Raw genomic sequence first — 13,621 nt, 5'->3', positions numbered from 1 at the left:
TTTTAAGCCGGGGATGAAACGCAGTTGCAGGTTTTAACCTGCCCGTACTCACTTACCTGTCTGGGATTCAATGTACTGCTTAACGATGGCAGTTGAAACATTTCCGACCGAACAAACGAAGTAACTAGGTGTCCAAGTAGAAGGAAGTTTCTTGAGCCAAACAAACTCTTGCCTCAAATCGTGGGACAGCCTACCTTTGAACCTGTGAGCCACTTTAGCCGCTGAGTCGTTAACTGTGACATTGACCAATAAGTGAATGTGGTCGGGCTGAATTCCCAGAGAAAGAATTCTCCATTGATTCTGAACGGCAACCTCAAACATAATTTCTTGCGCTCGGTCAACCAGTCCATTAATTAGCACTGGCTTACGGCGCTTAGGGACAAAAACGAAGTGGAAGTTAATCAGTGAGACGGCATTACTTTCGTGCCGATATTCGTGGTCTTTCGCTGAAAGTTTAGCCATAGATTTATACTTAATCCTGTTGCTCCATGCTGCCATAACAACAAATAAGGAGGTGGTACGTTTGTTTGGATGTCAGCCTGTATTGATTGAATCAAGCCCGATTCTGGAGTTTGTTTGTGAGGAGGCGAACAAGCTAGTTAATTGCGGCATCTACTACGCAAGGCAATGGTTTTTCAAGACCGGGAAATACGTTAGCAAGTTTGACCTCAACTACCACTGCAAAACCAATCGACACTTTGCAGCATTGGCGGCGCAGGCATCACAACAGGTCTTAGGGAGCGTCTACGAGTCGTTTAAGTCCTATCGTGAACTACTCAAACTGTGGAAAAAGGGCGAATTAGAAGATAAACCAAAACTACCCAATTACAGAACGAAAGGAGGGTTGGCAACAGTCACCTACCCGAAGCAAGCAATCAAACTGTTTGATGGTATGGTGCGCTTGCCATTGGGTCAGCAGGTAAAAGCCTGGTTTGGGTTAGATTCCTTCACTGTTCCAATGCCTTCCAATCTGAAGTTTGAGGACATCAGGGAGGTGCGAATCCTTCCTCGCAATGGCTGTTTCTACGCTGAATTTGTCTACCGATTGAAGTCAGCTAAGGCAATGGTTGACCCTAATCGAGTGATGGGGATTGACCACGGCATCAACAACTGGCTAACCTGCGTGACCAACGTAGAAACCAGCTTCATCATTGATGGACGGCATCTTAAGAGCTTAAACCAGTGGTACAACAAAGAAGTTGCAAGACTCAAAGAAGGTCAGCCGCAAGGCTTCTGGTCTAAGAGATTAGCTCAACTTACTGAAACTCGTAACCGTCAAATGAGGGATGCCATCAACAAGGCAGCAAAAATCATTCTCAATCACTGCCTTGAGCATCAAATCGGACGAGTCGTTTTTGGATGGGGTCAGGGTATTAAGCAAGGCGCAAGATTGGGACGCAAAACCCAAGAGTTTGTGCAAATCCCAACCGCAAGGCTCAAGACTCGATTAGCTCAGTTGTTTGAGCAATACGGGATTGAGTTCGTTGAAACGGAAGAAGCCAATACGTCAGCGGCATCGTTTCTAGACGGTGATTCTCTGCCTAAATTCGGTGAGAAACCCGAAGGGTGGAAAGCGTCAGGGAAGCGGGTACAGCGTGGTCTGTACCGGACTGCGATGAACTGGTACGTCAATGCAGATGCTAATGGCGCTGCAAACATCATCCGTAAAGTAGCGACAACACTTGGTCTAGACCTAAGTGGAGTTGGTAGGGGGACTTTGACCTCCCCACAGAGAGTCTTTCTCTGGCAATTGGCAGGGACACGCGAAGCGGTACGGCTATGTCCTTCGGACAGGCTTCGCCAACAGCCTACCGCGTAGCATCCTTGTAGAATCTCCGTTGCTTTAGCTCGGAGAGAGTCAAACCCATATAGTGGAAGAATCCACTCGCGGTTCAGGGGGTTGGTATGCAAGTTACACGCTGTCTCCATGCTGCCATTCTCGTTTCTGATTTGGAACGGGCAGACTGTTTTTATGGCATGGTGTTGGGGTTACCCAAAGTCGAGCGATCGCTGAAATTTCCGGGAATTTGGTATGAGGTTGATGGTTTTCAAATCCACTTGATGACTAATCCGTTTCCGGGGGCTGATCTGCAAGATGCAGAAAAGTGGGGGCGGAATCGTCATATTGCGTTTTCTGTGACGAATTTAGAAGTGGCTAAAGAACGACTATTAGCCCATCACTGTCCGGTACAAATGAGTGCTTCCGGACGCACCGCGTTGTTTACTCAAGATCCCGATGGCAACGTGATTGAGTTAAGTGAAGCTTGAAGCCGTGATTATTGGTGGTTGGGATCAGGCGCTGTAACAGCCTGTATATTCTCGCTGTTTGGCATAAATATCCTTCAGGTGACGTTTTACGGTATCAACTCCGACATATAACTGGTTGGCAATTTCTCGGTAGCTATATCCGGCACGTCGTAACCGCCAAACTTCCGCTTGTCGGGGGGTAAGGTCATATTGCTGAATTTCGGCGATCGCCTGATTTTGAGCCGATTGATAGCAATCCTCTAAGGTGATCATCAGGTAAGGACGTTTGACTTCACTGAGTTCTAGCCAGCGTACCCGTACCCGGAAGGTTTCCGACTTGCTCGATGTAATATTGGTTTCAACGGTGGTAGGGCGATCGGCGATCGCTTCTTGAGTATCGAGCAACGGTTGACAAACCTGCCAAATTGACGGTGGTAGTGATTTTCTCAGGGGCAGGCTGGGGTTGAGGCGTTGGCAAATCCGGTAAGCATGGAAGTTACCATAAACCCACTCACCATTACTAGTAACAATTAATACGCCATCAATCAAGCCTTCCAGAATACCTTGTAAAAGTACCCCATCAACTTTAATGGGCGTTTCGTGACTGGGAAGTGAACTAAACATGGCAATTTTCAGTGAACAAGGGGCATGGCAGGATGAAAGAACGTTAGCGCCGTCCAGCAGCTTCTCGACCACCTGGAGCGCTATTGGTAGATGGAGTGTTGGCGGTTAACTGGTGTAGATCTAACCCGGTAATGCTGGATTGCACTGTTTGTTGAGGTTTCCAGGGATCAAAACTTTGGATAGCGAGTAGCAATAGTAGGGCAGCTACCGCGACTGATCCAAGAGAAGAGAGAGCAGAAAGAGCCATAGGAGCAGATTTCATCGGAGGTCGTCCTTACAGGGGGGCTTGCTTATCTATAGGTTGGTGGCTCAAGATTTATGCAAACTTGCCTGGACGATATCAGTGTTAAAGTCTGTGCTAGTGGATGGAAGACAGCTTCAACCTGGCTTCCCCCGATCGGATGAGCAGATCGGAGGAAGGCGCTCTCCTGCCAGTCGATTACTGTAATTCCTGGGGATGCACTTTTAGCCAACTAGCACATCTCAGGTTTCGTAGAAGTAGAGCCGCATTGGCCACTGTCCTAGGGGGATTGTTTAGGTTCAATGATAAAGTTCTCTACTTCTGCGAAATTTTTGTTTAGTTGCCTTAATTCTGCACACAAGTTTCTGCTGAAAGTCAGCAAATCAGGTATAGTACGGGTCTAAATACAACCCGGCTGGCGAGAACAGGGGCTTGTCTAGGCGAACCTGGTTCTTTCGTCGTGTCGTCTGCTAAGTTGGGGGCAATAACGGGCAGTTAGCCTCAGCGAACAATGACCTCTGATCGGTAACGACGGCAGATTCATAGGGCAGTGATGAAGTAGGAGCGAAGGCAATTATGTGTGGAATTGTAGGCTATATTGGCACCCAGGTTGCGAGCAATATTCTGTTAGAAGGGCTAAAGAAACTGGAATATCGCGGCTACGATTCTGCGGGAATTGCAACGGTGCTGGAAGGGGAGATTCATTGTGTCCGTGCCAAGGGCAAGCTGCATAACCTGGAAGATAAGCTGGCGGGAGAGGTGAATCCGGCTCAATTAGGCATTGGACATACGCGTTGGGCAACCCATGGCAAACCGGAAGAATATAATGCCCATCCTCACATGGATACGAAGCGGCGAATTGCGGTGGTGCAGAATGGCATTATTGAAAACTACCGGGAATTACGGGAGGAATTGAAGGCGCTGGGGCATGAGTTTCGCTCGGATACCGATACCGAAGTGATTCCCCATTTAATTGCGGAAGAGATGAAACAACAGGGGGCAGAACCCTCGTTGTTGGAAGGGGTGCGGCAGGCGGTGAATAAATTGCATGGGGCCTTTGCGATCGCGGTGATTTCGGCGGATTATCCGGATGAATTGATTGTGGCGCGGCAACAGGCTCCGCTGGTGTTGGGCTTTGGGCAGGGTGAGTTTTACTGTGCTTCGGATACTCCGGCATTGGTGCCTTACACCCGAGCGGTGTTGCCGTTGGAGAATGGTGAGCTGGCGCGGCTGACTCCGTTAGGGGTGGAGGTCTATAGCTTTGAAGGTCAGCGATTGAAGAAAGCGCCTCGTACTCTGAACTGGAACCCGGTGATGGTGGAGAAGCAGGGCTTCAAACACTTCATGCTGAAGGAAATTTATGAGCAACCGGGAGTAGTCCGTGCCTGTCTGGAAGCTTATTTTGATAGTGAATGGACGGCTGCCGATCATCTGCATTCGCCAGTGCGGTTGAATCTGCCGGATGAGTACTACAGTCATCTGCAACAGATTCAGATTGTCGCCTGTGGCACCAGTTGGCACGCGGCGTTAGTCGGCAAGTATTTACTGGAACAACTGGCGGGCATTCCCACCCAGGTGCAGTATGCCTCCGAGTTTCGCTATGCCCCGACTCCGTTAACTCCCTATACCCTGACGATCGGGGTGACGCAATCGGGGGAAACGGCGGATACGTTAGCGGCATTGGAGATGGAAAAACAACGTCGAGCCATGCACTCGGAGGAGTTTCAAGCCCGACTATTGGGGATTACCAATCGACCAGAGAGTTCGTTGGGAGATCTGGTGTCCCACATTATTGATACCCATGCCGGAATTGAGATCGGTGTCGCCGCGACCAAAACCTTTGTTGCCCAGTTGATGGCGTTTTATGCCCTGGCATTAGATTTAGCCCACCGTCGCCAAACGATCGGGGCGGGTCAACTTTATGATTTGATCACGGGACTGCGGCAACTCCCGGCACAAATCGAAACAGTGCTGGAAAGCCAGGAACGCTACATTGAAGAGTTTGCCCATAACTTCGCGGAAACTCAGGATTTCATCTTCTTGGGTCGGGGGATTAACTTCCCGATCGCGCTGGAAGGGGCACTGAAACTGAAGGAGATTAGCTATATCCATGCCGAAGGCTATCCGGCGGGCGAAATGAAGCATGGTCCGATCGCGCTACTGGATGCGAAAGTGCCCGTAGTGACGATCGCGATGCCAGGAACGGTGTTTGAAAAGGTGCTATCGAATGCCCAGGAAGCGAGAGCTAGAGATGCGCAATTAATTGGCATTACGCCGATGGATGAACAGGAGGCAGAAGATACTTTTGATACGCTAGTTCCAGTGCCCCATGTGGATGAAATGCTGTCGCCGATCGTGACGGTGATTCCGTTGCAACTGTTGGCGTATCACATTGCCGCTCGTAGAGGCTTGGACGTAGACCAGCCCAGAAACTTAGCGAAATCGGTCACTGTGGAATAAATTACTGAGTGGCTCATGGATACTTTTAGTATTGTTCGTCGATTATCGGTGCAAGATTATCACCGGATGGCAGAGGCTGGGATTCTGCAACCCGATGAACGTATTGAATTGCTAGAAGGACAAATCATCCAAATGGTGGCGAAGGGGACGGCTCATAGTTCAGCAGTTAGTCGGATTGAGCGGCTGTTGCGATCTCAGTTGGGCGATCGGGTTTTACTGCGGTTTCAAGACCCCATTCGACTCAATGATTACTCTGAGCCAGAACCGGATATTGCCGTTGTGCATTCTCATCCTTCGTTTTATGCCGACCATCATCCTCTGCCCTCGGAGGTGTTTTGGCTGATCGAGGTGTCTGATACGACGCTAAAGTTTGATTGTGGGGTGAAGGCGACAGCTTACGGGCGATCGGGGATCTCTGAGTATTGGGTGGTTGATGTCAACGATTACAAGTTGCATGTCTATCGCTTGCCCAATGCCGATGGGTATCAAAGTGAAACGATTTTGTCGGAAGCGTTGACGATCGCTCCACTAGCATTTCCTGACTGTGTGATGACCGTTGGGGAGATGGTGCGATCGGCTTGACGAGCCTGAATATGAATTGATAGCGATCGCGGCTACCCAGTCAAGTGTTCTCAGGTAGGAGCGATCGCTGGTTTTAAAGGATGGTCAAGCGGTTTGGGTTTGACTGGTAATTGAATCTTCGGAACTAGATTTTAAGCGGCTGACACTACTACGGCGAATGCGTTCGCTTTTACGCACACCGCCTGCCATTTCGTATTCGCGGCTATCTTTGCCATACTTGAAGGCGACACCGATCAACATTTTGTCGGTTAAATCACCCAGAGTTTTCTCTAATTCTTCAATCTCGGATTTGGAGGAATCAATCACAGCGAGGGCGGTATTGTAGTCGTTGAGTCGGCTCCGGAGTCGGTCAATTTGGGCTGTGAGATAGATCAAATTGCGGGTGTCACCAAAGTCTAGTTGCGGATCAACAGCTTTCAGTCCAGCAGCTCGAAGTTCCGCTTTTTCGAGAGGGCGAGAGGTGCGTTTTTTGCGAGTCATGGTAGATGCCACAAGATAAGTTAACTAAACCAGCATGGCTAATGACTGGTGAGTTTCGGTTCAGCAAACCCCGCAATGATTGATATTTCTTCCGCGAAGATTTTTATCTCTGGTCGTAGTTGTGCTGACGGTAGGTACGGATAGCGAAGGAAAAACTTGGGCGATCGTGAGTAGACCTTTGACATCAGTGCTTTCAGGCAATCATTGGTGCTGAATTGAGTGATGATCTTTACTGGAGCTTTAACGTAAGTAACTACAGCTTTAACGTAAGTAACTACAGCTTCATCGTTTCTTACTTCCACTTGAACGTAAATAAGGACGGCTTGAGCGTAAGTAAGGACAGCTTGAATGTAAGTAACGACAACTTGAGCGTAAGTAAGGACAGCACAAATATTATTGGGTACATCATTTGGATAACTGAGTCATTTACTCGATGTTCCAGGTTCTGAGCTTGGTTTTTGGAGTAAAAAGGTTAAAGTTTCGTGTTCTGAGGTCGGCACTTTAACTTGGGGAGTCGGAGGTTTGGGTTCAAAGGTTGGGGTTCCGAGTTTGGAGTCGGAGGTTCAGGCTCAAAGGTCAGTTTGTGAGTTCGACGCTTGAAAGGCAAACCTTGTTTTAGGACTGGAATCTCGCGAGCAGCCGATTCAAGAGATTCCAGCTTTACCAAAACCGTACTATTTTCTTTTTGGTGTTGAGTTCCCTTGCATGACAGGTACGAGAACCTGTAACAGTAATGCTAATGAACCAATGACACCAGCGATCGCTCCAATTACCACTGCTGTTGCCAAAATAATTTCGGTTGGACTGGTGCCATACTGCATCCAGGTAGAAGGAGATTCAATTGATCCGGGATGCGTAACTACATATTGCACAGGTTGAGCTTTGGGTACGGGGGAATTGGAAGTTGAGAGAGAGCTATTCATCAGTAGGCTCCTTGATTAAGGGTGGATTGCTGATGAAACCAAGCTAAATCAACCGTCTAAGACAGTTAAGGAAATTTTGGGGTAGATAAAAAGTTCCCTTAACTGTCCTGCTTCTGCTGAGAAGAACGAAAAGTTGAGCTAGGCTAGCAGTAACTTCTACTGTCTATGTGGGCAATGGCTGAAATTCGCGATCGTGGCAGTGTTTTGGCAACCGAGGAAGGCATTCAAATTCTGAAAAATGCTAAAGCTGCCAAGCGGAACTATGAGGGTAGAGCTTGGACATTGCAAGAAATTGCTAATGAAGCAGGCGTAGATGCTAAAACAGTTAGTCGTTTTTTGAACCGTAAACAGCGGACAGATGAAGCGACTGCACGAGCAATTTGTCAAGCTTTAGGAGTGGATTTCAATCAGGTAGTTGGGATTGATCTAAGTGAAGGTCATCCCCAAAAGCAAAAACAAAACGATAAATGGCAGCAAGTTTGTCGAGCAATGCTCGATCGCCAGATTCAATTCCCGACGCTTAACGATTTGATGGCAAAGGACGGAGTTCGCATCGATCTGGCTAAGTTGTTTGTCCCGATTGGCTTGATAGAGCGTAAGCAAAAACAGTATCGGCGATCGGATGTTGGTTCTGCTGAGCAGGCTTCACAGCTATTGCAACCCACTGAGGAAGAGATTGTTCGGCGATTCGATCAAGAAGAGGATTTCTTTAATCAAGTCATTTGTAATCCAAATATCTCTAACAATGCTCGTTTCGTCATTACTGGGGAGCCAGGAGCAGGCAAGACCACACTGTTGCAGAAAATCGGCGATCGCCTTTATGAAGCAGGAATGTTCCCAGTTTGGATTTCGTTGGGGAAACGTGGGGTTCCGCCGACCTATGAATTTCTGAGTAATGTTCTTAAAGAAGATGCCCGATTTAAAGATTATGGCTCAGCAGATTGGGAGGCAAGCATCAGAGCCTTACTGCAAACTGGAAAAGTCTGGCTTTTATTAGATGGAGCAGATGAACTGACAACAAATGGCAATCCGCTACAGGTAATTGGATCGCAACTGCAAGAAGCATGGTCACAGCAAGTCAGGGTTATTTTAACCTGTCGTCTGAATGCCTGGGATACCCATGCACTACCTAAATTTACGGTTTTTCGCATACTTGAGTTTGACTATCGAACCCCTGCTAAAGGGTATCGAAACCAGATTGAAGCTTATATTCATCAATTTTTTGAAAAAGAGGAAATTGACCCGCAGTTAGCGACTGGTCTGATTCAGCAACTTCACACACCAGGTAAGGAGAGAATTCGAGATTCGGTAAAAAATCCTTTGCGGTTATCCTTACTGTGCTATATATGGGAGTCAGGTATTGGAGAATTACCTGATACAAGGGCAGAACTTTATCGACTCTTTGTTGATTATTATTACGATCTACAAGAATTGAAATACCCAGAGATAAGCATTGATCGGACTGAACGCGATGCTTTAAACCTGGCGCTGGGAGAAGTTGCTAAAAATGCCCTTGATAGCAATGATTCACGATTCAGATTAAGAAAAAGCTTGATTGAGTCTATATCAATCATGGGCAAAAAAAATGCGAAAGGTTCTTTATTTGATAAAGCTGTTCAGTTAGGCTGGCTTAATTATATTGGTACTACAGCAGAGAAGCCATATGAATCGGTATATGCTTTCTTTCATGCTTCGTTTCAGGAATACTTTGCGGCATTAGCGATCGAGAATTGGGATTATTTTTTACCTTATAAACATAATAATAGTGCTCCCCAGCCCATTAAGGGAGTAAAGTATTTTGTATTTAATCCAGTATGGATTGAGGTAGTTGTATTTTGGGTCGGTATTAAAAACTCAACTAGTAAAGATACTTTGGAACAAGCTGAACAATTCTTATTAAAATTGCTTCAATTTAAAGATGGTCTACCTTTAAGCCATTGGTATGAATATCGAGCTTTATTTGTAGCAGGTAAATGTCTCTCGGAATTTTCAAACTGCTCAGTCAAGATTTCCAATAATATTTATGAAAGGCTTATCGAATTGGTATTTAAAGGTTTTGATATTGGTATTACAGGCATAATTGGTAATAATTGTGAACGTTTTAGATCTATTCAAGTTATTCAGGGGTTAAATCGAGATTTAGTTGATAAAAAGTTAAATGATTTTATTTCCATGCAACAAGAAGAAAATATCTCAGAAGATTATGTACACTATACAATTTCGCTAATTAAGGGCGAAAGCTCTTTGCTTGATACAGTTTGTGAGTATGAAAAATCTTATTTTGAGAAGAGTGATGAAAATTCTAATGGGGAAGATTTAAGTGAATATCTAAATACGCCGCGTAAGTGGGAGATAATAGAAGATTATTGTCCAGATGCGGTAGAAATCTATGAAGAGTCTATATATCGAGCCCATGAATTATGGCACTATGCAGATTCTATGAGTTATCCAGACTTTTATCACACATGGCATAGCTATATCTCTGACAAGACTGGCTTATCTATGAATAATTGAGAGAGCAGGTCATGAGAATCCAAAATATTGATGTTCCTAAAGAGGAAATAGCTTGCTTCTGCCAGCACTGGCATGTTAATAAACTTTTCCTGTTTGGTTCCGTTCTGCGGGATGACTTTTGTTCAGAAAGTGATGTTAATGTCTTAGTCAAGTTTCACCCTCGACATATTCCCGAATTCCTCAAACTGCACCAGATTCAAGAAGAACTTTCAAGCTTTTTGAAAAATCGGTCTGGTGGCACCGAAATCACTCAATCATTGCATTCGCGATCGCATCCTGGCAGAGGCAGAGGTTTACTATGATGCAGAGGGATCAGCATGAACCTTAAAACGATTGATTTACCGATCGAACAGATTCAACAATTTTGCGATCGCTGGCAGATCATCGAGTTCGCCTTATTTGGCTCTGTTCTGCGAGATGATTTTCGCCCTGATAGTGACATTGATGTGATGGTGCAATTTGATGCCAATGCTCATCCAACCTTTTTTGATTTATCGAACATGGAGGATGAGCTAAAAACGATTTTTCAGCGAGAGGTTGATCTGGTGACTCGTAAAGGCATTGAATCTAGTCGCAACTATCTCCGTCGTCAAGCTATCCTTTCAGCCACTTAGGTCATCTATGGAACGCGATCTCCAATCTCTCCTTGATATTCTCCAATCCGCTCAAATCGCAACTAACTATCTAGCAGGACGATCGCGAAATGACTTAGAAACTGATTTGCAACTTCAAGATGCCATCGTTCGCAGACTTCTGATTATTGGTGAAGCCTCAAGGCGAGTCTCAGAAACAACACGCCAGACTTTACCAACAATACCCTGGGCTGCAATCAATGGTATGAGAAACCGCCTTGTTCATGAATATGATGAAGTTGACTTGATGTTGTTTGGAATACAGTAATCAACAGTTTACCTACATTAATCGAAGAACTTGAGAAAGTTGTTCCCCCCAAAACATAAAACTAACGAGAAACACCCATGAATAGCCCAACTATTACCAAAGTTATTGAAGAGATGAATCATTTACCAAATGATTTACAACAACAGGTTTTACAGTTTGTTGTGACATTGCGACAACAATATCTACAAGTCTCTGGTAATGCTTGGGATGTATTGGAATTATTGAGCGACAATTAACCTGGGTTCCTCCGAGCTTTTGGTGAAAAGATACAATGGAAGGGAAGTCCGGAGGATCTGCCTATCTTCAACTTAATCACGACTCAGACCCGACAGTTTTTTCAGCAGTTACTGCCTAATTCCAGCCAACTTTACCTGGAGCACTGTGAACTCGATACTGAGCAGCAGCAGCTTACCTTGAGTGTGCTTTCAACCCAACATTCAGCAAAATGTCCAGTGTGTGGCACCCCGTCTGCCCGGACTCACAGCCATTATCAGCGCACCCTGGCTGATTTGCCTTGTGTCAATTTCAAGTTGACTCTAATGTTGCAAGTCAGTAAATTTTTCTGTGATACTCCAGGTTGTATTCGGCGTATTTTTACAGAGCGAATTCCTGCAATTGCAGCACCCTGGGCGAGGAAAACCGTTCGATTGGTGCAGCAACTCGAAGCGATTGGTCTAGCGTTAGGAGGGGCGGCGGGTGCGCGGTTGTCTCGTCACGTCAGTACAGCTGTCTGTGGCAGCACACTGTTGAATGTGCTTGAAAAAATCCCTCTACCTGAATTTGAGGTACCTAAACTCCTGGGAGTAGATGACTTTGCCTGGCGCAAAGGTCAGCAATACGGCACCATTCTGGTCGATATCGAATGCCATCGCCCGATTGCCCTGTTAGCCGATCGTTTCGTTTACAACATTGGCAGCATTCAATCCATTGCCACAAGCACAGCACAAAATGACAGCGGTGTGTTTGAACTCAACTTCCGTGACGAGCGATACTTACCTTTTGAAGGAACAGGTGCTATCAGTACCTGGCAATTAGAAATACCTACTGCATTCAAGCAATTTGATTTTAATACAATTTCAGATGTTATTTTCCATCTGAAATATACTGCCCGTGATGGTGGGAGTAGCTTTAGAGCTTTGGTGGAAAGTACCCTAACTGCTCTACTACAGGAAATGCTCCTGACAGCTAGTAGAACAGGGCTATATGTTGCCCTTAACCTCAAGCACGATCTGCCTAGTGAATGGCATAAATTGAAACAGTCTAATAGCGTTCTGATCAACCTTACTAAGGAACGTCTACCTTTCTATGTTCAAGGTTATAACCCTACAATTACCGAAACAATCTGGGTGGCTCGCATAAAAGGTAACTCCCCAAGCTTCTCAATGAACCTGAACAGTGTCACCTTTAGTCTTAACCGCGATCCCAGCCTTAACGATCTACACAAAGGAGTTTCTACTCTAATCACTTTGGGAGATGAATTCACTTTGTCAAAGCCGAATGCTACTGACCTCGAAGAGCTATGGTTAATTTGCCGCTACTCAATCTAAGGTCTTCCCAAGCAATTGGATAGGGAATTAAGCTCTGAACAACACTCAAGATGATGCGAAAAATAGCCCTTGGCGACCTTCCAAGTCTTTCGACTTAACTGGTTAAAATCAACCGTTCTGCCAAAAGATCCAATCCAGCCCGTCCAAACACCTGACACTTCAACATCTTGAGGTCTGGTTTTTCCTGTTTGAGCCAGTACAACATCCTATAGAACAAAAAACAAAACATTATTGACCAGCAGGTCACATATTTGGAGTTGATGACGCTTTGGTTAAGTTGTTTGGAATAACGTTATGCGTCTAACGCTTTATCCCATTCCAATTGGTGACTTAGACCATACTTAATAAAATCTTCGACTTGGGCTTTGTCACTCTTCCCAAACACACCCAAACTATAAGGATTTTCTCGCATTCGCTCCTCGACGAACGCTTGCTCCATTCGCAGCATTTCAGATCTGGGTTGATCTGGTTTGAAGAAATCGACTACTAGCACAGTGCGTTCGTACTCTGTGTAATTATGGGGGCAATGAGGATAGCTGTGATCTAACACTAAAAATTTCCCTTCATGCCAATAGAGTCTGTCATGGCAAATTTTCATTGCCACATCTCCCGGCGGCACAATGAGTCCTAAATAACCCCGATTCATGTGGGGATTGTAATTGACATGAAGTTTGATATCTAATCCGGGATGAAATGTACCAAAGTAGACATTTCTGAGGATATGTTTGTTTCTTAAATTGGTGGACTCGATCGCTTCAGATAACGTGGGAAAGTATTTTACTCTTAATCTCAGGGCTTGTTCTGGAACATTTTGCTCTGCATATTGGGGATACTGAATGTGATGCGTTTGAATATAGTTTTCAATCAGCAGTCCTTGAAATAGCACACCAAAAGCACTGTATTTAGCATTGCCTTTTGTCTTCACGGTTTTACTTTTAGGTCCCATCACAGCATCGGCAAACTGCAACTCTGCCTCAGAGGCGTTATTTTTAAACGTGGTAAATTCATCTCGAATGGCTTGCCAGTTCTGTTGCAGAATATGCAAGAACGGAAATTGCTGGGGATCTAAGTGGTACTCATTAAAGGTTTCCATGTCCTGTTCT

At 45.5% G+C, this 13,621-nt stretch carries 16 protein-coding genes; 10 read left to right on the top strand and 6 right to left on the bottom strand.

Annotated elements, in window-relative coordinates:
* Window positions 1–48 precede the first annotated feature (48 nt).
* The gene (gene tnpA / locus ACN4EK_RS13690) at window positions 49–462 is read right to left on the bottom strand and encodes an IS200/IS605 family transposase (RefSeq protein ID WP_431658480.1); all 414 of its coding nucleotides are present in this window, start codon (window positions 460–462) and stop codon (window positions 49–51) included.
* A gap of 19 nt (window positions 463–481) precedes the next feature.
* On the opposite strand from tnpA, the gene ACN4EK_RS13685 reads away from it, so the two are divergent.
* A complete protein-coding gene (locus ACN4EK_RS13685) occupies window positions 482–1,819 on the top strand; it encodes an RNA-guided endonuclease InsQ/TnpB family protein (protein ID WP_431658478.1) in 1,338 nt (445 codons plus the stop codon).
* An 86-nt stretch (window positions 1,820–1,905) separates the two neighbouring features.
* Window positions 1,906–2,268 (top strand): VOC family protein, encoded by a 363-nt coding sequence (locus ACN4EK_RS13680; protein WP_431658477.1) that lies wholly within the window; start codon window positions 1,906–1,908, stop codon window positions 2,266–2,268.
* Window positions 2,269–2,292: 24 nt separating this feature from the next.
* Here the strand turns inward: ACN4EK_RS13680 and ACN4EK_RS13675 are convergent, their stop codons facing one another.
* A complete protein-coding gene (locus ACN4EK_RS13675) occupies window positions 2,293–2,871 on the bottom strand; it encodes a helix-turn-helix transcriptional regulator (RefSeq protein WP_431658476.1) in 579 nt (192 codons plus the stop codon).
* Between the two features lie 43 nt (window positions 2,872–2,914).
* A complete protein-coding gene (locus ACN4EK_RS13670) occupies window positions 2,915–3,133 on the bottom strand; it encodes a hypothetical protein (protein WP_431658474.1) in 219 nt (72 codons plus the stop codon).
* 555 nt (window positions 3,134–3,688) lie between these two features.
* Here ACN4EK_RS13670 and glmS point away from each other — a divergent pair.
* Together glmS and ACN4EK_RS13660 are read left to right on the top strand one after the other, a co-directional pair.
* Window positions 3,689–5,572, top strand: a complete 1,884-nt coding sequence (gene glmS / locus ACN4EK_RS13665; RefSeq protein ID WP_431658472.1) for a glutamine--fructose-6-phosphate transaminase (isomerizing) — start codon at window positions 3,689–3,691, stop codon at window positions 5,570–5,572.
* Window positions 5,573–5,587: 15 nt separating this feature from the next.
* A complete protein-coding gene (locus ACN4EK_RS13660; RefSeq protein WP_431658471.1) occupies window positions 5,588–6,154 on the top strand; it encodes a Uma2 family endonuclease in 567 nt (188 codons plus the stop codon).
* 84 nt (window positions 6,155–6,238) lie between these two features.
* Here the strand turns inward: ACN4EK_RS13660 and ACN4EK_RS13655 are convergent, their stop codons facing one another.
* A complete protein-coding gene (locus ACN4EK_RS13655; protein WP_431658468.1) occupies window positions 6,239–6,646 on the bottom strand; it encodes a hypothetical protein in 408 nt (135 codons plus the stop codon).
* A gap of 662 nt (window positions 6,647–7,308) precedes the next feature.
* Entirely contained in the window at window positions 7,309–7,557 is a 249-nt protein-coding gene (locus ACN4EK_RS13650) for a hypothetical protein (RefSeq protein ID WP_431658467.1), read from the bottom strand.
* A 174-nt stretch (window positions 7,558–7,731) separates the two neighbouring features.
* Here ACN4EK_RS13650 and ACN4EK_RS13645 point away from each other — a divergent pair, with 174 nt between their 5' ends.
* The 6 genes from ACN4EK_RS13645 to ACN4EK_RS13620 all read left to right on the top strand — a co-directional run bounded on the left by ACN4EK_RS13645 (window position 7,732) and on the right by ACN4EK_RS13620 (window position 12,518).
* Entirely contained in the window at window positions 7,732–10,071 is a 2,340-nt protein-coding gene (locus ACN4EK_RS13645; RefSeq protein ID WP_431658465.1) for an NACHT domain-containing protein, read from the top strand.
* An 11-nt stretch (window positions 10,072–10,082) separates the two neighbouring features.
* Window positions 10,083–10,373: a nucleotidyltransferase family protein gene (locus ACN4EK_RS13640; protein ID WP_431658463.1), complete on the top strand. Its 291-nt coding sequence runs from the start codon at window positions 10,083–10,085 to the stop codon at window positions 10,371–10,373.
* Window positions 10,374–10,388: 15 nt separating this feature from the next.
* Window positions 10,389–10,685 carry a nucleotidyltransferase family protein gene (locus ACN4EK_RS13635; protein WP_431658461.1) on the top strand — a complete coding sequence of 99 codons (297 nt, stop codon included), beginning with the start codon at window positions 10,389–10,391 and terminating at the stop codon, window positions 10,683–10,685.
* A gap of 7 nt (window positions 10,686–10,692) precedes the next feature.
* Entirely contained in the window at window positions 10,693–10,971 is a 279-nt protein-coding gene (locus ACN4EK_RS13630; protein WP_431658460.1) for a HepT-like ribonuclease domain-containing protein, read from the top strand.
* 77 nt (window positions 10,972–11,048) lie between these two features.
* A complete protein-coding gene (locus tag ACN4EK_RS13625) occupies window positions 11,049–11,207 on the top strand; it encodes a hypothetical protein (protein WP_431658458.1) in 159 nt (52 codons plus the stop codon).
* Window positions 11,208–11,390: 183 nt separating this feature from the next.
* Entirely contained in the window at window positions 11,391–12,518 is a 1,128-nt protein-coding gene (locus ACN4EK_RS13620) for a Tc toxin subunit A-related protein (protein ID WP_431658553.1), read from the top strand.
* 292 nt (window positions 12,519–12,810) lie between these two features.
* Here ACN4EK_RS13620 and ACN4EK_RS13615 read toward each other — a convergent pair whose 3' ends face one another.
* The gene (locus ACN4EK_RS13615) at window positions 12,811–13,611 is read right to left on the bottom strand and encodes an aspartyl/asparaginyl beta-hydroxylase domain-containing protein (protein ID WP_431658456.1); all 801 of its coding nucleotides are present in this window, start codon (window positions 13,609–13,611) and stop codon (window positions 12,811–12,813) included.
* Window positions 13,612–13,621 lie beyond the last annotated feature (10 nt).

Source organism: Pantanalinema rosaneae CENA516 (assembly GCF_050753385.1).
In the GTDB taxonomy this organism is placed as follows: Bacteria; Cyanobacteriota; Cyanobacteriia; order Leptolyngbyales; family Leptolyngbyaceae; genus Pantanalinema; species Pantanalinema rosaneae.
The sequence above is the reverse complement of the archived record's forward strand: the minus strand, read 5'-3'. Positions and strand labels throughout refer to the sequence as shown.